Raw genomic sequence first — 23,939 nt, 5'->3', positions numbered from 1 at the left:
ACACTTTAGATGAGAATCTGTCAGTCCTGACACTTTCTTGAGGGTTAGGTTTCCGGAGGCGTGGCACAATGCGGTCATGGTCACTGCCGGACGGCGCGAGCTGCACAAGAGGGCGACGAGGCAGGCCTTGCAGGAGGCCGCGACGCGCATGTTCGAGGAGCGGGGATACGCCGAGACCACGGTGCGCGACATCGCCGATGCCGTCGGGGTGACCGAGCGGACCTTCTTCCGCTACTTCCCGTCCAAGGAAGACCTGATCCTGGGGGAGATCCTCGAGCTGTTCCCCGAGTTCGCGCGGCTGGTGCGGGGCAGGCCCGCGGAGGAGGGGCCCTACCTCGCCGTCCGCAACGCGCTGTTCCACCTCGCCGCCGTGCGCGGCACCGGGGTGGCCCTGCTGTTCAGCGGCCTGCCCGGCCAGGTGTTCTCCCACCCGGCCAGGACCGCGCAGCCGGTGCTGCTGGAGCTGGAGGACGGCCTGACGGCCGCCCTGCATGACCGGCTGGGCGACTCGGGCGGCGGGCAGGACGAGCGGGCGCTGTCACTGCGCGCCTCCGTGCTCGCCCGCGCCTGCGTGGCCGCGCTGCGCGCCACCGTCCTGGCCTTCCACGCGCTGCCCGAGGAGGAGCGCACGCTGGAGTCGGCGCGGGGCCTGGCCCGCCAGGCGTTCGACATCCTGAACGACGCCCCGCGCGAGCGCTGAGGCTCTAGCCGTACGACTTGGCGACGCCGTCGAGCAGGTGCTCAAGCGTGTCGTACGAAGGGATGTCGACCACGTCGATGAGGTCCTTCGGGACGGGCACGTTGTGATCGGCGGCGACCTTGGCGAACCGGGTGGCGTCGCCCGAGCGGAGCCCGTGCTCGGCGGCGAGCCCCTGCAGCTCCGGATCGGTGCTCAGCAGGCGTCCGATCCGGTCGCCCGTCGGGGTGAGCGGCACCAGCGTGTGCTGGGACAGCACGGTCGGCGACGGGTACATCAGCACCATCCCGGGCTTGAGCCGGCCCCGCGCGGCGGCGTCCACGTACTGCGCCTCGTAGATCCAGACCATCGGGGTCGGGCCCATGCCCACCGTCAGGTATTCGTTGAACGGGCCCTCGGAGGTGTTGTCGGTGTAGCCCTGGCTGGTGAAGAGCCGGGTCATCAGGGGCAGCACGCTCTTCTCGGCGGTGGCGCCGTGCACGACCGCGTTGCCGTTCGCGACATAGCTGGCCGTCGCCAGGTACATGGCCGCGGAATTCGACGTGCGCGGGTCCGTCGTGGAGACCAGGACGTTCTTGTCGACGGGATAGGCGGAGTTGCGCGAGAGCTGGGCCCACTTCGTGCCCGACGTGACGAGCCCGAGGTAGCGGTCGACGCTGAAGGTCGGGACGGGCCCCTTCTTCACCACGCCCGCCTTGGTCAGCACGTCCATGATCGGCTGGAACGTCGCGATCGCCATCGGCGAGGAGAACGGCGTGTATTTCGTGCTGACGTGACGCGTGCGCTGGATCGACTCGCCCGCGGGCGCGCTCGACGGGAACGCGAAGTCGTACCGATCGAGGTTGATCGAGGTGGCGATCTGGCGCGAGCCCGCCGACTCGACCTCGACCTTCAGGCCCTGGCCGGCGAGGGCCTGCTGCACGCGCGGATCCTCGAAGAACGCCTTCTTCTCGGAGCCGATCACACCGCGCACGATCGTGAGCGGGGGAGGTGGCGGGGGGTCGTCCTGGCTGACGTTCACCACCACGACGACGGCGGCGGCCACGACGACCGCCGCCGCGACGAGTGAAAGAAATCCCTTACTGCGAATGAGGGAGGACGGCTGCGGGGATGGCCGATCGTTTTCCGGCGAGTGAATTTCCGGTGAATCGGGGACATCGTCGGCCGTCTCCGGAACTTCAATGTCCACGACCTCGTCGGCCCGCGCCTCAGCCGCCAACTCTCCGTGCGCGATGCGTTCCACCAGAATGGGGACGAAATCCCTGATGGGAAAGCCGTCGAAACGCTTACGGGCGGCCTCCATAACGGCTCTGACGTGCTCCGTTGAGTGAGTGCCCGCGTAAACCTGAACCAGGTGGTCGGTGGCCCGGCTTATCGCCTGTTCTTCACGGAGAGTATTGTCGCCCACCAGTGTCCCCTCGACCTCATATATCGCCGCGGACTGCCGCGTCCGCCCGCGCGCCGGGGCCAACCTTATAGGGGTTTCGGTCGAGAGGATAACCCGAGTCAATCGGTTATTAAAACGATGTCGGGAATCGTCTGTTCACCGTTGGAACATTCTTTGTTTAATCGGAATTCATGCGCACCTTGCCGTCCTGCATGACGAAGCGCACCCGGCGCGGCGCCTCGATGTCGCGCAGGGGATCCCCGGCGACCGCGCTCGAACTCCGCCTGCTGCCGGGGGAGGCCGGCTGAGGGCTCAGCGCCTGATGGGACGGCCGGGCAGCGCGTCGAGGAGGAGCTCTCCCGACCGCACCACGAACCGGCCGCCGACCAGCACGTGCGCGTAACCGGCCGAGGGCGTGGTGCTGCGGGCGTAGGTGGCCCGGTCGCCGACCGTCTCCGGGTCGAAGACGACCAGGTCGGCGTCGCAGCCCGGCTGGATCCTGCCCTTGCGCCGCATGGCGGGCACGGCGTCCTCCAGCACCCGGGCGGGCAGCAGGCTGCAACGGGCCACCGCCTCCAGCAGCGTGAGGCGGCCCGTCTCCCTGGCGTGGCGGCGCAGCACGCGCGAGAAGGTCCCCGCCGTACGGGGATGCGTGACGGCGGACGGCGGCAGCGGCCAGGCGAGCGGCTCGGGCGGCCCGTCCACCCAGGTCAGCGGCATGGCGTCGGAGCCCACGACGGTGCCGGGGCTGAGCAGCGCCCGGTCGACGAAGGCCAGGTCGGCGGGGTCGTCCTCGTCGAAGAAGTGGATGACCGCGAGCCCGCCCGGGTCGGCGGCACGCAGCCGGCGGAGCATGTCGGCGTCGACGACCCGCTCGCCCGTGGGGACGTAGACGATGGACTCAGGCCCGATGCCGGAGGCGGGCAGCGCCTCGGGGGCGAGGAAGGCGGCGCCGATGCCGGTCATCCCCGCGCCGTAGGGGTACGCCTCGGTGGTCACCCGCGCGCCCTCGGCCCGCACCCGCTCCACCAGCGCCAGCACCCGGTCGAGCTGGCGCAGCGACGTGCTGTTGACGTGGCAGTAGTGCATGTGGGCGCCCGTTTCGACGGCCGCCATGACGATCTCCTCGGCGCCGTCGATCGGCAGGTCAGGAGTCTGCTCGACCAGGTCGCGGGCGTGGGTGTAGGTGGGCGTGCCCGCCTTGGCGGCGAGCCCGGCGACCGCGATGTACTCCTGGGGGTCCACCCTGGGCGCGTACCCGATCAGCAGGCCGATCCCGAGGGCCCCGTCGGCGAGGTCGGCCTCGATCAGCCCGAGCAGCGCCTGGAGCTGCTCCCGGCTCGCCTCCGCCTGCCAGGCCGGGCTGCCGATGGCGCCGAGCGCGGCGGCCAGCCCTCCGCCGTGCGGCATCCCGCCGACCGCGGCCATCCTGGCCATGCCCCAGGAGGCGGAGAAGCCGTAGTTGAGCGGGCGCCCTTCCGCCGCGGCCGTGTCGTACGCCTCCGCCACGGGGCTGATCCCCGCCTCCAGGTCGAGCACGGTGGTGACGCCGTCGAGCGCCTGCAGCCGGTGCCCGGCGACGGTGTGGGAGTGACTGTGCAGGTCGATCCAGCCGGGCGCGATCGCCAGCCCGGAGACGTCGAGGTGCTCGCGGCCGGACAGCGGCCGCGTCGAGACGGCCGAGATCGCGCCGCCGGTCACGCCTACGTGGGCGACGGTGTCGAGACCGGTCTCCGGGTCGAGGACCCGGGCGCCGCTCAGCACGAGGTCATGGGTGTCCATGGGCGCACCGTACCCGGCCGGGGTGGTGGGCCGGATTGTGCGGGAGCACGAGTTTCGTGCTGGATTTTCGTCCGGTCAGCCCTGCCCGGAGCCGCCTTCGCGTTCGTAGACGTCCGCCTCTGGGTCGGATATGCCGGAGATCTGGGGCGTTGTCCTGATTTTCAGCGATTGCTCTCTCGGCGTTGGCCGACAGGTCTGACAATCTCTTTGACCGCGGGTTCGCGGTGCAATCCCCCACGGAGGAAACTCTGATGCGAGTCGTCCCATTGCTCACCGCCGCGGCCGCGGCCTTCGCCACGGCGGCCGTGCTCGCCGCTCCCGCCGTGGCGCAGGCCGATCACGATCGCCCGATCCAGGTTCGCCGCGACCACTCCGACGTACGGGTCCCGTTCCTCGTGAAGCGGGCCGGCGAGGCGGTCGTCGACCTGAACGCCGCCGCGCCCGGCACGGACTGGGCCGTGAAGGGCGGCGAGTCGGCCGTCGTGTCGGTCTACGTCGACAACCGCTACGCCACCGACCTCGTCGTCTCCGGAGACCAGCGGCTGCCCCGGCAGCTCGCGCTGGGCTCGGTGCGGCAGGGGCCGCACGTGCTGCGGCTGCGCTTCGCCGGTGACCGGTCCGCCGGGGGGAGCACGTCCGTCCTGCTCGACCGGGTGAAGGTGACGACGTACGCGCCGGGCAGCGCCGAGTACCTGGCGCTGCGCTACGCCCCGATCGTCTACGGCCGCAACCTCTCCGAGCTCGGCACCCCCTACCAGAACGCGACGACCGACACGCCGCTCATCGCCTGGCACGAGGTCGGCCCCGGGTCGGCGCCGGGCCGGACGAAGCTCACGTACTCCGTCGTGTGGAGCAACGAGGACGGCGGGACCAACACGCCGGCGCTGATGGCGCGCTGGGGCCGGACCACCGACATCGAGTGGGTCTACGCGATGGAGGTCGACGAGCGCGGCAACCGGGTCGCGGGCAGCGACACCTACCAGGCCGCCAACCACCAGACGCTGCAGTTCGCCGGCACGTACGAGGGCGACCACGCCCAGCTGGAGACCTGCACGAACAACAACAACATGTGCGACAAGGTCACCGACCCGATGCGGTTCTTCCTGTCGGCGCTGCAGACCCGGCCGGCCGCCGAGGCCCGCGAGTACATGATGGACACCAACTCCTGGACCTACCAGATCATGTCCAAGGAGATGATCCGGGAGGGCAAGATCGAGGCCGCCTCCGGCACGACGCCTGCCACGCCGGAGGTCAGCGACCAGCGCAACTACCTGTACGCGGTGCTCAAGAAGACGACCGACCGGCCCAACACCGGCTCGTCCTGGGTCGGCGTCTCGCTCGGCGTACGCCTCAAGAGCGGCGCCACCGTCTACCTGTCGAACCACGTGGAGCCGACCTGGTCCATCCAGCGGGACGACCCGGCCGCGACCACGGTGGAGCTGCCGCCCGGCACGACGGCCGACGACATCCAGGAGATCACCGCCAACCGCGTCGTGGTCGGCACCGACAACGGCGCCGTCGTGCACGTCACCGGCATCAAGCGCGGCTTCTTCCTGGGGCAGGACTACCTGCCGCAGCCGTCCTTCCTCACCTGGAACGGTGATGTCACCGTCGACGCCGGCACCCCCTCCGCGGTGATCTGGCGCCGCTGAGCCCCCGGGGCAGCGGCAGGCGTCCGGCCAGGGCCTCCCAGGGCCTCAGCCGGCCGGACGCCTGCCGAGCTCGTCGGACCAGCCCATGTCCTCCAGCGCCACCCGCAGCAGGAGCTTGCCCTTCTCGGCCAGCTCGTACTGCAGCAGCTCCGCCGACTGCTCGTCCACGACCAGCCGCACCGTGAGCTCGCGCGCCGTCGGCGTCGAGAGGGCGACCCCGGTACGCCCCAGCGCGTCCGAGGTCTTGCCCTCGAGCGTCACGGACGGCTGGTCGGCCAGCACGCGGAACAGGGCCGAGCGGGTGCCCGGCTGGAGCGGCGCGGTCATCAGGTCCACGGCGGTCTGCCAGAGGTAGCCGGCCTTGCCGATGTCCGCGCTGTTCGGGCTGCGCTTCCAGAGGTCGTCCAGGCGGCGGCGCAACGCGTCCTCGCCGGTGGGCAGGTCCGCGAGGTTGCGCAGGTTCAGGCTCGGGTTGTCGATCGACAGGATCCGCTCGGTGGCGTCGTCGTAGGTCTTGGGCTTCTTCTCGGCCAGCTCGGGGGAGCCGGCCGCCCGCCAGTCGGCCTCGTCCTGCGGGGAGCCGAAGGTGACCTCGACGTCCTGGTTGCTCACGCTGCGGCCGGTCTCGCCCGCCTTCATCGGCCGCCAGGTCTCACGGGTGTCGGCAGTGAAGGCCGTGTACGGCAGTTCGGCGACCCCGTTGGTCTTCAGCTCCACGACCTGGCGGTCGAACTCCTTCTTCGCCGCGGCCAGCCGCTCCGGGGCGCCCTTGAGCCCCGCCTCCTTGTCCTTCTGCGCCTTGAGCAGGGCATTGAGCTTGGCCTCGTAGTCGCCCGGCACGTTGTGCACCTTCGCGAACGTGCGCTCCCGCAAGTACCAGTAGCGGCCGGACTCGGCCGGCTCTCGCATCGCCGTCGAGGCCGCCGCGAGCAGGAAGGAGCGGGCGGTCAGCGGCTTGGCCGCGACTGCCGGGCTTGGCGCCTTGGGGGTCGGGGTCCCGCCGGAGGCGACGACCACGGTGGCGGCCGCGAGCCCGGCCGCCGCCGTACTCGCCACCAGCAGGAGCGGCCACCGCGAGCGCCGCTTGACGCGCGGCGTGGCGAAGGCACGGGCCAGGTCGGCCGAGCGGCGCCGCCGGTAGCCGTCCTCGGCCAGCTCGTCCAGCCCGTCGGGCTTGAGCTCGGCGAAGATTCGGTCGGTCATGAGGGGTCCTCCAAGGGTGTGGTCAGGAGTCGAGGCTGCGGGCCGGGCTCGCGCCGCCCAGGCGGAGGGCCAGGGTGAGGCGCTTGCGCGCACGGTGGAGCCGGACGTTGTACGTACGGACCGAGCAGCCCACGACGGAGGCCGCCTGCTCGGGCGGCAGGCCGTACCAGGTGGCGAAGATCATGGCCTCCACGTCGTGCTCCGGCAGGGCCGACAGCGCGGCCAGCGCGGTCTCCCGGTCGATGACGTGCTCGGCCACGTCCCAGGCCACCTGGTCGCGCGGGGTGGTCAGGGCCACGATCCGGTCGACCAGGGCCTGCCGCCGGTGGCGCGAGTCGCGCTGCTTGGCCAGCAGGTTGCGCGCCACCCCGAGCAGCCACGGCAGCGGCGGCTCCGGCAGGTCGTCGAGCCGCCGCCACGCCACCAGGAACGTCTCGCTGGAGACGTCCTCGGCCAGGTCGCGCTCGGCCCGCAGCAGGGCGTAGCCCAGGACGCTCCGGTAGTGCCGGTCGTAGAGGTCTGTGAATCGTTCCTCGGGATCATCCACACCCAGTAGTCCCTCCGGACGCCCCTGGATTACCGCGACGCACCGAATTATTCGTCAGGCTCACCGGCACGAGAGGCGGACCGGGCCGGCCGCCGTCGACTGCGCGCCTGCCGGGTCCGCGATCTCCACCGTGACCAGGCCGTCCGAGGTGTCGACGGGGACCCAGGTGCCCTGGCGGGTGTGCTGGTCGAGGGTGAATTCGGCGACGGTGCGAGCGTCGTCGCCGAAGCCGTCCTTGACCGTGTACCGGACCTGCCGGGTGGGGAGGGGAGGGCTGCCCACGGAGACGTCCACGAAGCATTGGTGCCGGCCGCGCAGTCCGGTGGTGAACCGCCATTGGAAGGTGTTCCCGCAGCCCGTGCCCGGTGTGCCGCGGGTGTCGTCGCGCGGGCAGCTGGGGGCGGCGACCGCCGTGAAGGCGAGGTCGGGCCCGGTCGCCGCCATGAGGTCCTTGGGGAGCGTGCCGGCCGTGACCAGGGCGATCAGCCCGAGCGCCACCAGGGCCAGCCAGAGCAGCGCCGAGCGGCGGCGCGGACGGGCCGGCGGCGGCGACGTCGTGGTGTCCAGCCTCGCTCTGATCGCGTACCAGGTACGGGTCCATTCGTCCTGATCGCCGCCGCACGCGCCGACGTACGCCTGCGTGACCGCCAGGCTCGGCAGCCGGTCGCCCGCCGCCGCCGCGGACAGCGCGGAGGCCGAGTAACCCGCTTTGCGCTCCATCGCCCGGTAACTCGGATTGCCCGCCGCCCCCCGGAGGTCGCGCAATCCTTGGGCGAAGTCCTGGAGCGGGCCGGGCGGCACCGGCCGCTCCCGCCGCCCACGTGTCGTGGTGCCGTCGTGTGTCATCGTGCCCCCTGCCGTGAAGTGTCGCCCCCTATTCGTGGGCACACGGCCGGCGGACTGCACGTGCGGCGAAGCGCCTGGCGGGGGCGCGTCCGCTCCCCGCCAGGCGTCCGGCTTCCTACCCTCTGCCCTTGCCCCGCAGGCAGGTCAGGACGATGCCTTCGTTCATCGTGTAGGTGTTCTTCGTGTTCCCCGCCTCGGTCCGGTGGCTCGCCATGGCGCCGGTGAGGTGCGCGAGCTCGTGGAGCAGGACCAGCGTGCGCCACTCGTCGGGGTCGAGCGGCGTGCCGCCGTCGTCGTTGTTGTACTGCACCGGCTGCGGCTTCGACTGGTGCCACTCCTGGTAGAGATAGATCGTTCCGGCCGAGCCGCGGCCCGTCGTCGACTCCGCGTACGGCAGGCGCCCGTCCGGCGCGGGCGTGCCGTGCTTGGAGTACAGGTCGAACAGCCTGGGCGCCTTCCAGATCGCCCGCAGGATCGACAGGGCGCTCTCGCCGCCGGGGCTGTCCAGACCGGTGACGAAGCTGTTGCAGCGGGGGCGGCGCTCCAGCAGGTACAGCGCGGTGTCCACGGCCAGGTGGAACTCCTTGTCGGCCGTCGCGGGGTCGGGCGGCCTCAGGGGGGTCGGTCCGGGGGAGGGCCGCTGGTTCTCTTCCTCCTCCTCGATCACGGGCTCGTCATCCGTGTCATCGTCATAGAGGTCCTCGTACCAGCTGGGCTCCTCCGGGTCCGACCACAGGTCGATGACGTCGGCGCGGGCCGGGCCGGTCGCCACGGCTCCGCTTCCGGTGATCACCGCGAGCGCGGCGAGGACGGGCAGCAGGCGGCGCGGGCTTATGAGTCTCATCGTCAGCCCACCTTGACCTTGCCGAGGATGTCGACGACCGGCTCGCCGCACGTGTTCACGTACCGGACGATCACGATGTACCGGACGCCCCTGGTCAGGAAGGAGGCGGCGTACCTGGTGCGGTCCTCCAGGACGGTGTTCTTGGCGACCGTGGGCTGCCGGTTGAGGAGCTCGTCGCCCGACTCGGACAGGAAGGCGTACTCGGCCGTGCTGCTCTTCGCGAGCTTGTCGCCGAAGGGTGCCAGATAGGTGTTGCCGCCGATGACGAGTGTTTTGCCGAGGTTGTCGCCGCCGATGTAGAACCTCGGGGTGAACTTGCCCGTGCGGGCCGTCGTCCCGTACAGGCGGACGTAGGCGGGGACGCGGCAGGTCTGCCGCTGCAGGCTCGGCCGCAACCGCATGACCTGCCGCCCGTACGAGCCCTGCCGTCCGTACGAACCGTCCTGGCCGTAGGAGCCCTGCCGTCCGTACGAGCCCTCCTGGTCGTACGAGCCTTGCCGGCCGTAGGAGTCCTGCCGGGCCTGGGGAGCCTGCTGGGCCGGTTGGCCCGGCGTGCCGCGCTGCGCCGGTGCCGGGGAGCCCTGGGAGGGACGCTGCGGCTGGCCGCTTCCCGGGCGGCCGACGATGTACCGGTCGATGGCGGCGTTCGCGCCACGCTCCAGAACCCGTTCGAGCCAGGCGGGAAGCTTGGAACCCCCGCTGGTCTTCGGGAACGTCTTCGGAGTGGCCGGACCCGGCTGGTCGCCCGTACCGGTGGGCGTGTCCCCGCCGCTCTCGGGCTCCTCCAAGGACAAGGAAGGGCTGCCGTCGCCGGAGCTACCGGCGGGCCCGGATCCGATGTCCCCGATGCCGGGAATGCTCGGGATGCCGGGGAGGCCGGGAATGTTGAAGCCGCCCGAGTCGTCCGACGGCAGGAATCCGGAGCCGGGGTCGAACCCTCCGAACGGGTCGATGTCGGCGCGGGCCGCGCCGGCGGTCATCCCGCTCGTGACGACCGCGCCGCTCACGGCCAGGACGACCGCCGCACGGCGCAGCCTCGAAGGTGATCTCACGTTTGCTCTCCTCTCGCGCTGCTGGACGTCTGCCAGCGATCCCTGACTACGGGGCCCGTCGATGACCAGCCAGACGGTGACGTTGTCCATTGGCCCGAGCCGTTGATCAGGGACGCCGGTCATCTCCGGCCGTCCGCGCGGAGTTGGGCTACGTGGGGCCGCCGGCCCGGATGACGGCGGGGCCGTGGCCGTACCAGCGGTGGATGGCCCGCCGCAGCGCCCGCGAGTCGGTGAAGCCGACCCGCGCGGCGATGGACTCCACGCTGAGCGTGGTCTCCCGCAGCAGGCGGTCCACCCGCCGCCGGCGCAGCCTCTCCAGCTCCTCCCGCCAGCTGGTGCCCTCGTCGCGCAGGCGGCGCTGAAGGGTCCGGGGGCTCATGGCCAGTCGCGCGGCCACCTGGTCGAGGCCCGGCGGGCCGCCGGCGACCGCGGACTCGAGCACGGAGTGGAAGCGGTCGAGCCAGCCCAGCACCGGCCGGGCGGTCACGACGGACAGCCGCGCGTGGTCGTCCAGGATCGCGGCGAGCGCGGGGTCGGCACGCGGCAGCGGGGCCTCCATGTCGGCCCGGGCGAACGTGATCGACGGTTCGCCGGTCTCGAACTCGACGCGCCTGGTGCCGAAGAGCTCCATCAGCTGCCTGGGCGCGGCGGGCGAGCGGTGCGGCAGGTGGACGCGTACGGGCGTGATCCGCCGTCCGGCGCCCGAGCTCGCCATGACGAGCATCATGTACGTCGCGAACTCCGCGATCATCGGGTAGTCCGGGTGGTCGCGGTAGGGCCCCTGCCAGCTGACCGCCACCCCGCCGTCGTCGTCGCGGGTGACGACGAGCCGGTCGGCGGGGTCGGCGATGGCCGTGAGGCGGCGGGAGGCCACCTGGAACGCGTCGCCGAGGGTGCCGGAGACGGCGAACAGGTAGTCCCACACGCCCAGGCCGCCCGGCCGCCACAGCTCCATGACCCGGTTGCTGCCGCCCGTCTGCCACGCCGGGCCGGAGGTCAGCTCCCAGACCCGCAGGATGGTGGCGGTGGGGATGCGGATCCCGTCCTCGTCCAGGACGGAGAGGCCGGGCACGCCGGCGAGGCTCGACCGGTCCAGCCCCGCCGCGATGCCCGCCCTGACCAGCAGGCGGGTCAGATGGGGCGAGACGGTGCCCTTCGCGGTGTCGTCCCCCGTCGTGCTGCTCACCATGAACTCCCAGCGGAAGTGGCGCCTTCGGCCCACCCGATGACGCCTTCGGCCCTCCTGACGGACTCCCGCAATTTCTACCTTCATGGGCAGACAGCCCCTTCAGGGGGCCCTTGCGGGAGGAACATGATGGAGAACACGCTGTTCGACTACAGCCCGATCGTCGGGCGCGAGCCGATCCGCTGGCCGGGCGGTGCCCGCGTCGCCTTCTACGTCGGCCTGAACGTGGAGCACTTCACCGTCGACCGCCCCTCCACCAGCATCAACGAGGCGACCGCGGCACTCGTGCCGGACCCGCTGAACTACGGCTGGCGCGACTACGGGCCGCGGGTGGCGATCTGGCGCGTGATGGAGGTCCTCGACCGGCACGGGATCCGGGCGAGCGTGCTGCTCAACGCCGACGTGTGCGAGCGGTACCCCCAGATCGTCGAGGCGGGCAACGCCCGCGACTGGGCGTGGCTTGCCCACGGCAAGAACAACTCCACGCTCCAGGTCGACGTCGGCGACGAGCGCGCCTACCTGACCGAGGTGGTCGAGACCATCGAGAAGGCCACCGGGCGGCGGCCGCGCGGCTGGCTGGGCCCCGCGCTCACCGAGACGTTCCGGACGCCGTCCCTGCTCGCCGAGCTCGGCCTGAGTTATGTGCTCGACTGGACGAACGACGATCAGCCGTACCGGCTGAACGTCCCGGGGATGCTGAGCGTGCCGTACTCGCTCGAACTCAACGACCTGGGCATCTTCACGATGCACGGCAGGAGCGGCGGCGACTTCGTGCAGCTGGTCAAGGACCAGTTCGACCAGCTCTACGCGGAGTCCGCCGAGAGCGGGCGGGTCATGGCGCTGGCGCTGCACCCGTTCGTCATCGGCCAGGCGTTCCGGGCGAAGTACCTGGACCAGGCGCTGGAGTACGTCGCCGGCCACGACGGCGTATGGCTGACGACCAGCGACGAGATCGCCGAGCACTACGCGGGCCTGGGGCGGTCGTAGAGTGACCGCGTGAGAAGACATATCGCGTTCGAGCGGCTGCACAACTTCCGGGATCTCGGCGGCTACCGGGCCGCCGACGGGAGCGTGGTGCGGTGGGGGCGGCTGTTCAGATCCGATTCGCTGGCCAAGCTGGACGGCGAGGACTGGGACCGCTTCCTGGGCTTGGGCGTCCGTACGGTGATCGACCTGCGCTACCCCTGGGAGATCGAGGCCAAGGGGCGGGTGCCGCACCACGACGGGGTCGCCTATCACAACCTCAGCATCGAGCACCGGCCCTACGACCAGGCGGAGATCGACCCGGACGCCGACCCGTGGCGCTTCCTGGCCGACCGCTACGCCGAGGTTGCCCTCGACGGGGTCGCGGAGCTGCGGCAGGCCCTGGAGGTCATCGCCTCGGCGGACGAGCCGCTGGTGTTCCACTGCGCCTCAGGCAAGGACAGGACCGGGCTGGTGGCCGCGCTGGTGCTGGCCCTGCTGGAGGTGCCGGAAGACGACATCGTGCGGGATTTCGCGCTGACCGAGCTGGCCACCGACCGGCTGATCGCCGACTGGCGGGCGGCCCACCCGGGCCGCGAGCTGAAGTGGCCCGGGTACGGCAGAGCCCCCGCCGAGATCATGCGGCTCTTCCTGGCCGACCTGGCGGCGGCTCACGGCTCCGTTCGGCGTTATGTCACCGACCGTCTCGGCGTGGACGAGGAGCTGATCTCAGAGCTCCGCGGCCGGTACCTCCACGACGGCTACGCCGGCACCCAGCGGTAGGAGGCGACCTCGGCGCCGCGCGGCTCGTACGACACCTCCAACCGTCGCGAGCCGCGCTCGAGCGTGAACGTGACCTCGGCGGGCGAGCCCTTGGCCAGGTCGGAGCCGCTGGGGCCGGCCAGGATGCGGTCGCCGTCGCGCAAGCCCGCCCGGTCGGCGGCCGATCCGGCCACCAGCCCCGCGACGACGCCGGTCTCCATGCTGCCGATGTCGAACCCGGCCTCCGCGACGCGGTCGCGGAGGTCCACGCGCCGGAAGCGGGGCCCGAGGGCGTCGGAGGCGGGGACCATCCACTCGCCCGCCTCCAGCGCCGCGAAGTCCCGCCTGGCCTGCTCGCCCAGCTCGGCGACCACCAGGTCGATCCACTCGGGCACGCCGACCTTCTCCCCGGCCCGCTTCCGGTCGAGCACGGTGAGCACGAGCTCGTCGAGGGGGCGCCGGCCGGCCGCGCGGAGCTTGGCGTCGAGGCCGAGGAAGTAGAACAGGCCGCGCCCGTACGGGACCCGCTGCGCCCGCTGGTCCTTCCAGAACAGCTCGGCGGCCGCCCGGTTGCTCAGCGTCTGGAGGGGATTGGTGTAGTAGCTCCGGGCGCGGTCGTTGATCAGGCGAAGGAACGCGTCGTCATCGATGAGCCCGGCGCGGTGGGGCAGCACGATCGAGTAGTACTCGGCGGTGCCCTCGGTGTACCAGCTGACGTCGCCGTGCTCGCCGTCGAGGTGCGGCCAGTTGTGCGCGGTCTCGTGCGCGAGCAGCGAGGTGAGGTCTTCTGCGGCCGGTGACTCGGCCTCGCTCCAGCCGAACATGAACGAGCGGTGCAGCGCGGTGCCGCCGTTGCCCCGGTAGGGGTGCTTGCGGACGAAGACCCGGTGCCCGGGCTCGGGTTCGCGGAAGAAGTCGCACATCGCCCGGTAGATACGCTCGATCTGGGTGGCCACGGCGACGGTGTCGAAGGCGGGCTCGCTCAGCCAGTACATCGCGAACGGCCCCGAGTCCGGATATTTCGTTATTGGTCCGGCGAAGTAGTAGCTGAACGCCAGCTTCTCGGCGGTGCCCGTCAGCTCGACGTCGCCCTCGCCGAAACTGGAGACGCCCTGGCCGGCCCAGCGCAGGGTGATGGCGTAGTCGTGGGTGGTATCGGGCAGCGCCAGGAACGAGATGCCCGCCCCGTGCACCCCACCCGCCTCGGCGCGCAGGTCGAACAGCGGGCCGTTCCTGGTGGTGGCGTCCACGGCGCGTACCGGTGCGAAGTAGGCCACCTTGACGTCGCCGACGCTGTCACGCGTGGCGCACCACCGGCGATACGCCCAGCTCGACGTGGGCGGCTCGGCCTCCTCGTCGATCGGCAGCTCGCCGAGGTCGTCGGTGACGCGCAGGTCGGCGGTGCGCAGGGTGACGCCGGGGATGCCGACGACGACACCCGGCAGGCGGCAGACCGCCTGGCCCGCCGGGACGGACGGCGACTGCAGGACGTATTCGACGTCGATGCCTTCGGGGTGCGGCGACAGGGTGAGGGAGAGCGTGGGGAGGGTCATCGGGCCTGTCCTTGAGGGGCGAGGAGCGCGCGTACGGCGGAGACGGCGGTTTCCAGCGACTCGCCGTCGCCGAGGGAGTGCCCCGCCACGAGTGGCAGCACGTGGACGTTCGACGCCGGCACCCCGGCGTGCCGGATCGCGTGCGTGCTCGCGGCCAGGGGCGTGGCCAGGTCGAAATAGCCGCCTGTCACGAGCACGCGGATGCCGGGGCGCTCGCGCAGGAGCTGCGCGACGTGCTTGGTGGGGTTGCGGTAGAAGTCGGCCTTGGGGTGCTCGCCGCGCCAGTCGAAGGCGAAGTTGAGCTCCAGGGAGAGCGAGACGTAGGTGCCCTCGTCGGTCGCCCCGGCCTCGCGCCTGAGATAGTCGGCCAGCTCCTCGGAGAGGATGACGTTGGACCTGCCGATGCCGAACGCCGGGTCGTCGGCCGCGAGCGGCCGGTCGTCCTCGGGCGGGGGCGGCATCGGGCCGGTCACCCTCGTGTCGAGCCGGCCGACCAGCTCGTCCCGGTCGGCGAGCAGCGTACGCAGGAAGTCCTCGCTGCCGACGCGCAGGTCCGCGGCCAGCACCTGCCCGACGGGCAGCCCGATGAGCTCGGCGACCCGCTCGGCGACGGCGGCGCGTTCGTCCTGGGGGAGCGCCGAGCCGAGGTGCAGCGCCGTCAGGAAACGCGACTGCGCGAACTCCTGGGCCCGGTCGAACACCGTCGCGGCGTCCGGCGCGCCGGCCGACGCGCGGCCGTGCGCCCAGGCGGCGACCGCCATGGTGGGCAGTTCGAGCACGTGCGGCAGGTCGTTGCCGGGCGCGGGGGTGGACGCCGTCGCGTCCAGCAGCGGCGAGACGAAGACGAGCCCCGCCACGTCGATGTCGCCGACCTCCGCGCAGAGCGTGGCCAGCCGGTGGCCGCCGTAGCTCTCGCCGACGAGGTAGACGGGGCAGTCCCGGCGGTCGTGGCGGGCCAGCCAGCCGCGGATGAAGTGCCGCATCGCCGCCACGTCGCCGTGCACGGTCATGTACGGCGCCGCGCCGCCCTCCCGCAGCACCCGGCTGAACCCGGTGCCGACGGGATCGACGAAGACCAGGTCGGCGACGTCGATGATCGACAGGGGATTGGGCACGATGATCCGCCGCCGCCCGGTCTCCGCCGGGACCGTCTCGAAGCGCTGGGGGCCGAACGCCGACATGTGCAGCGGCGACGACGAAGCGCCGGGACCGCCGTTGAACAGGAACACCACGGGCCGACGCCCCGAGCCGGGGACGACGTAGCTCGTACCGGAGATGAGCGCGTCGGGGACGCCGTCGGCTCCGGCGAGCACCGACGACTCCCAGCGGGTTGTGTAGCTCTTCGGCATGTGCTCTCCCGTCAGAGGGTTTTCAGCTCGGCGAGCAGCCGGTCGACGTCGGCGTCCGAGGCGTAGAAGTGCGGGGACATGCGCAGGTGGCCGCCGCGGTGGGCCACCGCCAGCCCCCGCGCGGCGAGCCGGTCGACGGCGTCGGCGTGCCCGGCGACGCTGACGATCCCGCCCATGCGCTCGGGGTGGGCGACGGGGACGAGGCCCAGCGCCGCCGCCTCCTCGTGGAGGCGGCGCGCCAGCCGGGTCACGCGGGCGTGGATCTCCTCGTGCCCGACCGTCTCGCGGAAGGCCGCGGCGGCCTCCAGCGCGTAGACACCGGGCAGGTTCAGATGCCCGTACGTCAGGCGCGGCGTCGGCGGGGGATTGCCGTGCCCGAGCAGCGTGGGCCGCAGCGAGTCCAGCGCGGCGCGCCGGGCGGCGACCACCGCCACGCCGAACCCGGCCAGCAGCCACTTGTAGCCGGTGGCCACGTAGAAGTCCACGTGGTCGAGCCCGACGGGGATCGCCCCCGCGGCCTGCGCGCCGTCCACCACCAGCGTCGCGCCCGCCCGCGCGCACGCCGCGCCCAGCACGTCCAGGTCCACCAGCGTGCCGGTGAAGGAGCTGACGTGGGAGACGGCCACCACCCGGGTGCGCGGGCCGATGGCGGCCAGCAGCGCGCTGAGCCGGTCGTCGCCGGGCAGCGCGTCCACCTCCATCACGCGTACGGCGTCGCCGAGCCCTCGCCATGGGTAGACCACGGTCGGGAACTCGTCGCGCAGCACCAGCACCTCGTCACCCGGCCGCCACGGCACCGCGTGCGCGATCGCGTTGACCGCCTCGCCGGTGCTGGCCATGAAGGCGACCTCGTCCTCGGCTACGCCCAGCTCGGCCGCGTAGCGCCGGTGAGCTCGTTCGACGACCGGCCGCCACTCGCGCGAGCCCCGGGTGCCGCGCCCCATCGCGTCGTAGCAGGCGCCGACCGCCGCACGGACGGCCTCGGGCACCAGCCCGATGGACGCCGTGTCGAAATACCCTCCCGACTCCATGCCCACCTCCAATGTTCAACACACAGTAGAGGAATTCAATATCTAGTCAAGAGGTTCGGCCTGGAGTTCGTTGAGGTAGTTGTAGATCGTGAAGCGGCTGACCTGGAGCCGCTGCGCTGCCAGGTCCACGGCGCCGCGCAGGGTGAAGAAGCCGCGCTTGTTGAGGTCCTCGACCACCGCGAGCTTGTGGGACTTCTTCATCAGCTCGACCGGCACCCCCACGCCGCCGACGGCGTCGGCCAGGATGCCGTCGCCCAGGCTCTCCAGCGTCTGCGGGAACGTCTCGGCCGGCCCTCCGGGCGGCCCGCTCAGCAGCGGGCCCGCACCCGGGTCGGTCGAGGTCAGCGCCCGCAGGATCTCCTCGGCCCGCTGCAGGTCGCCGATGTCGGTGTTGAGGCACAGGCACGCCACCGACCGGCCGGAGGGGGCGTGGAAGAAGACGCTCGACGAGCGCATCACCAGCCCGTCGGCCGTCTCGGACCGGTAGCCGATCAGGTGCTCGGTCCAGCCCGCCTTGAACGTGCGCAGCCCCAGGTCGGTGGCCGGACCGCCGATGTCCCTGCCGGTCAGCGTGCCGCCGATGGCGGCGATCGTGTTGGGCATCGTGGTCAGGTTGTGCAGGACGACCTCGGTCTTGGGGCCCATGGCCCGGGCGAGCATCGGGACGACCGGCCCCAGGATCTCGACCACCAGCGCGGCGTGCGCCCGCTCTCCCGTGGTGAACGTCAGCTCGTCGTCCTCGGATGTGGATGTCATGACCGGCACCTGTCTCGTGGCTGTCAGAAGATCAACAGCATGTCGAAGGAGCGCTGCCGCGTGTGGCGCTTCAAGGAGGCGTTACCTTACGGAAACTTCTCATCATTGTAGAGCACTGCAACAAGTCGTAATCTTGATGCCTTCCCGGATTCTGTCGGACCCGCCTGGCAGTGTCGGCACAGCCGACCGTCGAAGGGGTGACGCATGAGCACGACAGCCCGGGCCGATGTGCACGTGAGCTACCACCAGATCCAGGTGCGGGAAGAAGAGGGGGACGTGCCCGTCGTGGACGGCGTGCCCAACGGCCTGACCGCCTCGGTGCCGGGCGCGGCGGTGATCCGCACCGGCATCCACACCGGCGTCGTGGACGTCACCGTGCGGCTCGCCGACGCCCCGCCCGCCGATGCCGCCGAGGGGTGGGACGAGGTGGAGGAGGTGGAGCTCATCAGCTTCGAGGGCGGGATGCGGCTGGCGGGCCTCCTGGGCGACCTGCCCGAGGAGCTTCCCGTGCTCACTCCGCACGGCCCCGGCCGCTACGGCATGCGGGTGCACGCCCGGGGGCGCGACATCGACTACGACGGCGTGGCGCGGGTGCCGTTCGAGTTCTACCTGGTGACCGTGTGGCCCATCGACGTCGGGCCCGAGGCCCGGCGCCGGCTCGGGGTGGGGGTCGCCGAGGAGCTGGGGCTGCCCGCCAGGTCCCGCGATCTCCGGGAGCGGGCCCGGCACCTCGGCCTCCCGGCGCAGGAGCCGGGGCGCGTCGCACGGGCGGAGGGTGAGTGGGGGAACGTCGCCCGGGTGGAGCGGGAGCCGGGGCGTGGTGGGCGGGTGGAGCAGGTGCCGGGAGTCGTCGCCCGCGCTCGGGTGCCGTCGCCCGTGCCGGGGCGCGTCGCTCGTGCCAGGCCCGTTCCGCCGCCCACCCCCGTGCGCGGGACGGCTCTCGCCTCGGAGCACGGCTTACGCATCGGCAACCCCTACCGGGAGCCGGCCGCCGAGCCTGAGCTGCCCGGCGGCCTGGTGGCGGCCGTGCCCGACCTGCTGGTCATCCGCACGCTCAAGCGCCAGGGGCGGGTGGGCGTGCACGTGCGGTGGGATCCCGCGGCGCCCCGCCTGCCGGTGAGCCGGTGGGAGCAGGTGGAGGAGATCGAGTTCGCCACGACGACGGGGATCATGCAGATCGAGGGGATGCACACCGACGGCGAGCGCCCGCCCAACCTGACGTTCCAGGGCGCGGGTCGCTACGGCCTGCAGGTCCACGGCCGCGCCCGGCGGGGGGAACGGCTGTCCAACCGCCCCGGCGAGTCGTACCTTCTGGTGATCTGGCCCGTGGCGCTGGGATCCTCCTAGCCGGCCTTGCGGGTGTAGACGACGTGGTCCACCAGCCGTTCGGACTGGCCGGGAGGCGTGAAGTACAGGTCGAAGGTGTGCTTGTCGTTCGACCTGATGGTGATCACGGTCCGCATCGGGATGGTCTTCCCGACGTATTCGGGGCCGAGCACGCCGGGGTCGGTGAACGTGCCGGGCAGCGACAGCTTGTTGGTGCGCTTGGTGAGCGCGGGCCCGCGGTAGGTCATCGCGGTGGGGGTGACGCTGTCGAAGGTCGTCCACTCGTAGCGCCGGTCGATGGTGGAGAAGCCGAGGACGCCCAGGCGGTAGTAGGGGTTGCCGCCCAGGGTCCCCTCGGTCCGCTCCTCCAGGAAGCGGCCGCCGGTCTTGGCGATCCACCGCGTCGTGACGGTGATGTCGCGGGAGACGATCGGCTTGCCGCCGCCGAGGAGGTAGTTGGTCTTGACGGCCTTCCACGTGCCGACCAGCGGGTCGAGCTGCCGGTGGAAGGGGCCGGGCGCGAGGACGTCGGCGGGCGCGCTCCGCACCTGGACGGCGGTCCGCGCGGTGATCGGTGCCGCGGCGGGCGCGCTCTGGAGCTGGGCGGCGGTCCGCGCGGTGATCGGTGTCGCGGCGGGCGCGCTCGGCGCGCCGGCCAGGCCCAGTATGGCCACGGCCGAGACCACGGCCGGTGCCAGTCGGTTCAGCATGATGTCTCCACAGTGCTCGGAGGGCTCGGACGAGCCCGGCCGCCGGAGTGATCTCGGCGCAGAGGGATCGTGACATCGGGGGCATAGCCGCTGATAGTGTCGCTGTACTCGGCCGGGTATGCATTTTGCACGGTTCACGAGGAGGGGCCGGGTGGCGCGGACCGCGGACGATCTTCCGCTCCGGCTGGCCCGAGCCATGCTGTGGGCCTCGTTCGGCATCCTGTTCGCCATCCGCGCGCTCGCCGGGCTGGACAGCGGCGCCGGCCCGCTCGGGGTGCTGCTCCCGATGGCGTCGTACCCGCCGCTGGTCGCGCTGGCGGTGCGGCGCTGGAGCCCGGCCGGCCGGTACGCGCTCCTCGCGGCCGTGGTGCTGCTCTACTTCCTGCCGTTCCCGGTCGTCGGCGAGTCCTGGGACTGGGTGCCGTGGACCGTGGCCGCCGCCGTCCTGTGCGCTCTTCCCCGGCGGGCCGCCTGGCCGCTGTTCGTCCTCGTCGTGGCCGCGGCCGGCGCGTCCGTCCTCGTGCTCGGGTACGACGCCTATCCCGGGGAGGAGATCCAGGCCCTCCTCGGGTACATGATCATCACGGCGGACGACGGTCTCATCGTGTTCGGCCTGTCCGCGCTCGTCCGGGCCGTCGAGCAGGTGCACGGCACCCGGGAGGAGCTGGCCCGGGTGGCCCTGGCCAAGGAGCGCCTGCGGCTGGACGGAGAGTTACGCGGCGTCCTCGGCGGAAAGCTGCGGGCGATCGCGTTCCGGATGCGGAAGGCGGCCCAGGAGGAGCCCGGGGACGCTCGAAGCGACCTCCGGGAAGGCGTCGAACCCGCCCGGCGCGACCCCGGGGGAGATGCCGAACTCGCCCGGCGCGACCTCCGGGAAGGGGTCGAGCTCGCGCGGCGCACGCTGGCGGAGGTGCGGGCCACGGCCGGCGCCTACCGTGCCGCCGCTCCCCAGGAGGCCCAGCCTCCGATCGAGTCGCCGCGCCTGGCCCGGCACGTGCTGCTCGCGGTCCTGCTCATCCAGTGCGTGCTCGTCCTGAGGGTCATGGCGCCCTCCCACCCCTACGACTGGCCGGCCTTCGCCCTCGCGGCGGCCCTGCTGGCCGCCGTCGTCATCCTCCAGGTGCTCCCGCCGTCGCGGGCGGCGCTGATCGCGCAGAGCCTGCTGATCCTGCTGCCGCTGGCCGTCTTCCCCGAGGCCTGGGACCGCTTGCTGAGCGTCTTCACGGGCAGGCTGCTGCTCAACGTACGGCCGCCGCTCTCCTGGGCGATGACCGGGCTCGTCCTGGCCGGGCACCTCACCTGGCTCCTCCTCTCCGTGGACAGCGGCGCCCTGTTCGTCGACGACGTCGCCGCGGCGCTCTCCCAGTTCGGCGGCCACATCATGATCATGTGGCTGGTGTACTGCCTCGGACGGCTGAGCGGGCTCCTCACCGTGCTCGAACGGATGCGGCACGAGCTCGCCGAGGCGGCGGTCCGCCGCGAACGGGCGCGGGTCGCCGGCGACCTGCACGACGTGCTGGGCTTCAGCCTGTCGGCGGTCGCGTTGAAGGGCGAGGTGGCCGAACGCCTGCTGGACACCGACCCCTCCCGGGCCAGGTCCGAGATCGCCGCGCTCGGGTCGCTGGTCGAACGAGCGGTGGCGGAGCTCGGCTCCATCGCCGGGGACCGGGTCGAGCTGCGGCTCCGTACCGAGGTCGACGCGGCCCGTGAGGTGCTGGCGAGCGCCGGCATCGAGGTGGTGACGAGCGTCGGGACGGGCCCGCTGGCGGCGGAGGCCGACACCGCGCTGGCCGCCGTGCTCCGTGAGGGTGTCACCAACGTCCTGCGCCACAGCCGGGCCCGCACCTGCGAGATCACCGTGTCGGAGGCGGCGGGGTCCGTACGGCTGCGGCTGGTCAACGACGGCGCCACCGAACGCCCGGGGAAGCGGGGGACCGGGCTCGACAGCATCGCGGCGCGGACCGGCGGGCGGCTGACGGCGGGGCACCGCCCCGGTGGCAGGTTCGAGGTGCTCGCCGAGTTCCGCACGGATCCGGCCGACACCACCCAGGCCGCCCAGGAGGCGAGCCGCCCGCCCCAGTAGCGTTCGAGGAGGAGAAACCGTACGACCGCGGTCCATTTGTCCATCCCGTCCGGAGCCCGCATGTCTTCGCATCCGACCGTCGTGCCCGACCTGTCCGGCGGCGTCTCCGGCGCCGCCGCCCTGGAACCTCTGCTGCGCACGGTGCTGACCGCCCTCTCGGAAGGCGCGGCACGGCGCGGCGGGCCGATCCCCGCCGGTACGCCCGGCGAGCTCTTCGCGGGAGTCGCCCAGGGCTTCGCCGGGCCGGGCGGTGACGCCCTGCGCCGGTTCACCGAGCTGGTGGCCGCCGGCAGCGCCGACCCGGCCGACCCGGCCTGCGCCGCGCACCTGCACTCCCCGCCGCTCGCCGTCGCCGTGGCCGCCGACCTGGCGATCTCCGCGCTCAACCCGTCGCAGGACTCCTGGGACCAGGCCCCCGCGACCACCGCCCTGGAGACCCTCCTGCTGGGTGAGCTGGCCGGATTGGTGGGCTACCCGGACTCGGCCGCGGGTGTGCTCACCTCCGGCGGCACCGAGTCCAACTTCATGGGCCTGATGCTGGCCAGGGACCGGGTGCTGGGTCACGCGACCGGCCACCGGATCGAGCGGAGCGGCCTGCCGGCGAACGCGCCGCGGGCGCGGATCTTCGCCTCCGCCGCCGCCCACTTCTCGACACGGCGCGCCGCGGCCCTGCTGGGCCTGGGCGAGGACGCGGTCGTGACCATCCCGGTGGACGGCGAGCTGCGGATGCGGCCGGAGGAGCTGGCCGCCGCGCTGCGGGAGTGCGTGCGGCGGGGCGAGCTGCCGATGGCCGTGGTCGCCACGGCCGGCACCACCGACACGGGCGCGATCGACCCGCTGGGAACCTGCGCGGAGCTGGCCGCCGAGCACGGGGCCTGGCTGCACGTGGACGCCGCCTACGGCGGTGGCGCCCTGCTGTCCGACCGGCTGGCTCCGCTGCTGGCGGGCATCGAGCGGGCTGACTCGGTGTCCCTGGACTGGCACAAGCTGGGCTGGCAGCCCGTCGCCGCGGGCGTCTTCCTGGTACGGCGGGCCGAGACGTACGAGTCGCTGGAGCGGCGCGCGGCCTATCTCAACCCGGCCGACGACGAGGAGGCCGGCTACACCAGCCTGCTCGGGCATTCGCTGCGCACCACCCGCCGCCCCGACGGCTTCAAGATCGCCGTCACGCTGGCGACCTTCGGCAGGGACGGACTGGGCCGCCTCGTGGACGCCTGCCACGATCTGGCGCGGGCGGGAGCGGCGGCCGTCCGCGTCCATCCCCGGCTGGAACTGCACGCCGACCCGGTGCTGACGGCGTTCCTCTTCCGGTATCTCCCGGCGGACTCCGCCCTGGCGGACCGGGTGAACGCCGGGCTGCGCCGCCGCCTGCTCCACGAGGGACGCGCCGTCGTCGGCCGTACCGAGCTCCCGGGAGCGGGGCCGGGCCGCGTGCGGCTCAAGCTCACCCTGCTCAACCCGCACACGACCGCTGCCGAGGTGGAGCGGCTCGTCCACCTGGTCGCCGCCGCGGGCGAGGCCGAGGAGGAGACACTGTGAAACGGGGCCTCTAAGCTGAGTGATCGTGACGACGCGGCGAGCCGGATTGCGCACATGAGCGTGGTCCGCGTTCTCCTCGCGGAGGACATGCTCCTCCTGCGCGAGGCGCTCGTGGAGCTGCTCCACCTCCACGACGGCATCGACGTGGTGGCCCAGGTGTCCAGCGGGGCGGAGATCGTGGCGGCGGCGGAGCGTCACCGGCCGGACGTCGCGGTGATCGACATCGACCTGCCGGGGATGGACGGCATCACGGCCGCCGCCGAGCTGAACGACCGGCTGCCCGGCTGCCGGGTGCTCATCCTGACCGCGTTGAGCAAGCCGGGCGAGCTGCGCCGTGCGCTCGATGCGAGGGTCGCCGGGTTCGTCCCCAAGGACATCAGGCCCGGCGACCTCGTCGCCGCCATCCGGACGGTCGCCGCCGGAGGCGAGGTGGTGGACCCGGCCCTGGCCATGACCGCGTTGCGGGCGCCGGAGAGCCCGCTCACCCAGCGCGAGACGGAGGTGCTGCGGATGTCGGCGACCGGCGCCCAGCCCCTGGAGATCGCCGAGCGGCTCTTCCTCACCTACGGCACGGTCCGCAACTACCTGACCTCGGCGGTCGCCAAACTGGGCGCCCGCAACCGGATCGACGCCATCCGCATCGCCTCCGAGGCCGGCTGGCTCTGACCGCG

At 72.3% G+C, this 23,939-nt stretch carries 21 protein-coding genes and 1 pseudogene; 8 read left to right on the top strand and 14 right to left on the bottom strand.

Annotated elements, in window-relative coordinates:
- The first annotated feature begins 76 nt into the window (after positions 1-76).
- Positions 77-700: a TetR/AcrR family transcriptional regulator gene (locus ACWDRB_RS35895; protein WP_364246233.1), complete on the top strand. Its 624-nt coding sequence runs from the start codon at positions 77-79 to the stop codon at positions 698-700.
- Positions 701-704: 4 nt separating this feature from the next.
- Here ACWDRB_RS35895 and ACWDRB_RS35890 read toward each other — a convergent pair whose 3' ends face one another.
- The 3 genes and pseudogenes from ACWDRB_RS35890 to ACWDRB_RS35880 form a co-directional block, all read right to left on the bottom strand.
- Positions 705-1,742 (bottom strand): hypothetical protein, encoded by a 1,038-nt coding sequence (locus ACWDRB_RS35890; protein ID WP_449901447.1) that lies wholly within the window; start codon positions 1,740-1,742, stop codon positions 705-707.
- A gap of 183 nt (positions 1,743-1,925) precedes the next feature.
- Positions 1,926-2,105: pseudogene (locus ACWDRB_RS35885) on the bottom strand (three-helix bundle dimerization domain-containing protein); the annotation flags it as partial.
- Positions 2,106-2,396: 291 nt separating this feature from the next.
- A complete protein-coding gene (locus ACWDRB_RS35880) occupies positions 2,397-3,866 on the bottom strand; it encodes an amidohydrolase family protein (RefSeq protein ID WP_449901305.1) in 1,470 nt (489 codons plus the stop codon).
- Positions 3,867-4,117: 251 nt separating this feature from the next.
- Between ACWDRB_RS35880 and ACWDRB_RS35875 the strand changes: the two genes are divergently transcribed.
- Complete coding sequence (locus ACWDRB_RS35875) at positions 4,118-5,518, top strand: hypothetical protein (protein ID WP_449901303.1); 1,401 nt, start codon at positions 4,118-4,120, stop codon at positions 5,516-5,518.
- Positions 5,519-5,563: 45 nt separating this feature from the next.
- Here the strand turns inward: ACWDRB_RS35875 and ACWDRB_RS35870 are convergent, their stop codons facing one another.
- The 6 genes from ACWDRB_RS35870 to ACWDRB_RS35845 form a co-directional block, all read right to left on the bottom strand.
- A complete protein-coding gene (locus tag ACWDRB_RS35870) occupies positions 5,564-6,721 on the bottom strand; it encodes a CU044_5270 family protein (protein ID WP_449901300.1) in 1,158 nt (385 codons plus the stop codon).
- A gap of 22 nt (positions 6,722-6,743) precedes the next feature.
- A complete protein-coding gene (locus ACWDRB_RS35865) occupies positions 6,744-7,268 on the bottom strand; it encodes an RNA polymerase sigma factor (protein WP_350731760.1) in 525 nt (174 codons plus the stop codon).
- Between the two features lie 60 nt (positions 7,269-7,328).
- Positions 7,329-8,114: a helix-turn-helix domain-containing protein gene (locus tag ACWDRB_RS35860; protein WP_449901298.1), complete on the bottom strand. Its 786-nt coding sequence runs from the start codon at positions 8,112-8,114 to the stop codon at positions 7,329-7,331.
- 115 nt (positions 8,115-8,229) lie between these two features.
- Positions 8,230-8,958, bottom strand: a complete 729-nt coding sequence (locus ACWDRB_RS35855) for a hypothetical protein (protein ID WP_449901296.1) — start codon at positions 8,956-8,958, stop codon at positions 8,230-8,232.
- 2 nt (positions 8,959-8,960) lie between these two features.
- Positions 8,961-10,010 (bottom strand): hypothetical protein, encoded by a 1,050-nt coding sequence (locus ACWDRB_RS35850; RefSeq protein ID WP_449901294.1) that lies wholly within the window; start codon positions 10,008-10,010, stop codon positions 8,961-8,963.
- A 148-nt stretch (positions 10,011-10,158) separates the two neighbouring features.
- Entirely contained in the window at positions 10,159-11,232 is a 1,074-nt protein-coding gene (locus ACWDRB_RS35845; RefSeq protein ID WP_449901292.1) for an AraC family transcriptional regulator ligand-binding domain-containing protein, read from the bottom strand.
- Between the two features lie 90 nt (positions 11,233-11,322).
- Here ACWDRB_RS35845 and ACWDRB_RS35840 point away from each other — a divergent pair, with 90 nt between their 5' ends.
- Both ACWDRB_RS35840 and ACWDRB_RS35835 read left to right on the top strand, forming a co-directional pair.
- Entirely contained in the window at positions 11,323-12,183 is an 861-nt protein-coding gene (locus tag ACWDRB_RS35840; RefSeq protein ID WP_449901290.1) for a polysaccharide deacetylase family protein, read from the top strand.
- Between the two features lie 9 nt (positions 12,184-12,192).
- Entirely contained in the window at positions 12,193-12,942 is a 750-nt protein-coding gene (locus ACWDRB_RS35835; RefSeq protein ID WP_449901287.1) for a tyrosine-protein phosphatase, read from the top strand.
- Here the strand turns inward: ACWDRB_RS35835 and ACWDRB_RS35830 are convergent.
- The 4 genes from ACWDRB_RS35830 to ACWDRB_RS35815 are packed head-to-tail and all read right to left on the bottom strand — an operon-like array spanning position 12,921 to position 17,610.
- Positions 12,921-14,474: a hypothetical protein gene (locus ACWDRB_RS35830; RefSeq protein ID WP_449901285.1), complete on the bottom strand. Its 1,554-nt coding sequence runs from the start codon at positions 14,472-14,474 to the stop codon at positions 12,921-12,923. The genes ACWDRB_RS35835 and ACWDRB_RS35830 overlap by 22 nt on opposite strands.
- A complete protein-coding gene (locus ACWDRB_RS35825) occupies positions 14,471-15,823 on the bottom strand; it encodes a S10 family serine carboxypeptidase-like protein (protein WP_449901283.1) in 1,353 nt (450 codons plus the stop codon). The genes ACWDRB_RS35830 and ACWDRB_RS35825 overlap by 4 nt, the downstream gene beginning before the upstream one ends.
- A gap of 11 nt (positions 15,824-15,834) precedes the next feature.
- Positions 15,835-16,854, bottom strand: coding sequence for an aminotransferase class V-fold PLP-dependent enzyme (locus tag ACWDRB_RS35820; RefSeq protein WP_449901280.1), 1,020 nt, complete (start codon positions 16,852-16,854; stop codon positions 15,835-15,837).
- 42 nt (positions 16,855-16,896) lie between these two features.
- Complete coding sequence (locus ACWDRB_RS35815) at positions 16,897-17,610, bottom strand: helix-turn-helix transcriptional regulator (RefSeq protein ID WP_449901278.1); 714 nt, start codon at positions 17,608-17,610, stop codon at positions 16,897-16,899.
- 204 nt (positions 17,611-17,814) lie between these two features.
- Here ACWDRB_RS35815 and ACWDRB_RS35810 point away from each other — a divergent pair, with 204 nt between their 5' ends.
- A complete protein-coding gene (locus tag ACWDRB_RS35810; RefSeq protein WP_449901275.1) occupies positions 17,815-18,957 on the top strand; it encodes a hypothetical protein in 1,143 nt (380 codons plus the stop codon).
- Here ACWDRB_RS35810 and ACWDRB_RS35805 read toward each other — a convergent pair.
- Positions 18,954-19,646: a DUF1579 family protein gene (locus tag ACWDRB_RS35805; protein WP_449901273.1), complete on the bottom strand. Its 693-nt coding sequence runs from the start codon at positions 19,644-19,646 to the stop codon at positions 18,954-18,956. The genes ACWDRB_RS35810 and ACWDRB_RS35805 overlap by 4 nt on opposite strands.
- Positions 19,647-19,797: 151 nt before the next feature.
- On the opposite strand from ACWDRB_RS35805, the gene ACWDRB_RS35800 reads away from it, so the two are divergent.
- The 3 genes from ACWDRB_RS35800 to ACWDRB_RS35790 are packed head-to-tail and all read left to right on the top strand — an operon-like array spanning position 19,798 to position 23,934.
- Positions 19,798-21,729, top strand: a complete 1,932-nt coding sequence (locus tag ACWDRB_RS35800; protein WP_449901271.1) for a sensor histidine kinase — start codon at positions 19,798-19,800, stop codon at positions 21,727-21,729.
- Positions 21,730-21,789: 60 nt separating this feature from the next.
- Positions 21,790-23,268: a pyridoxal phosphate-dependent decarboxylase family protein gene (locus tag ACWDRB_RS35795; protein ID WP_449901269.1), complete on the top strand. Its 1,479-nt coding sequence runs from the start codon at positions 21,790-21,792 to the stop codon at positions 23,266-23,268.
- Positions 23,269-23,328: 60 nt separating this feature from the next.
- A complete protein-coding gene (locus ACWDRB_RS35790) occupies positions 23,329-23,934 on the top strand; it encodes a response regulator transcription factor (protein WP_449901444.1) in 606 nt (201 codons plus the stop codon).
- Positions 23,935-23,939 lie beyond the last annotated feature (5 nt).

The organism is Nonomuraea sp. NPDC003707 (assembly GCF_053587055.1).
Note: the sequence above shows the minus strand (reverse complement) of the source record. Positions and strands in the feature narration are given on the sequence as shown.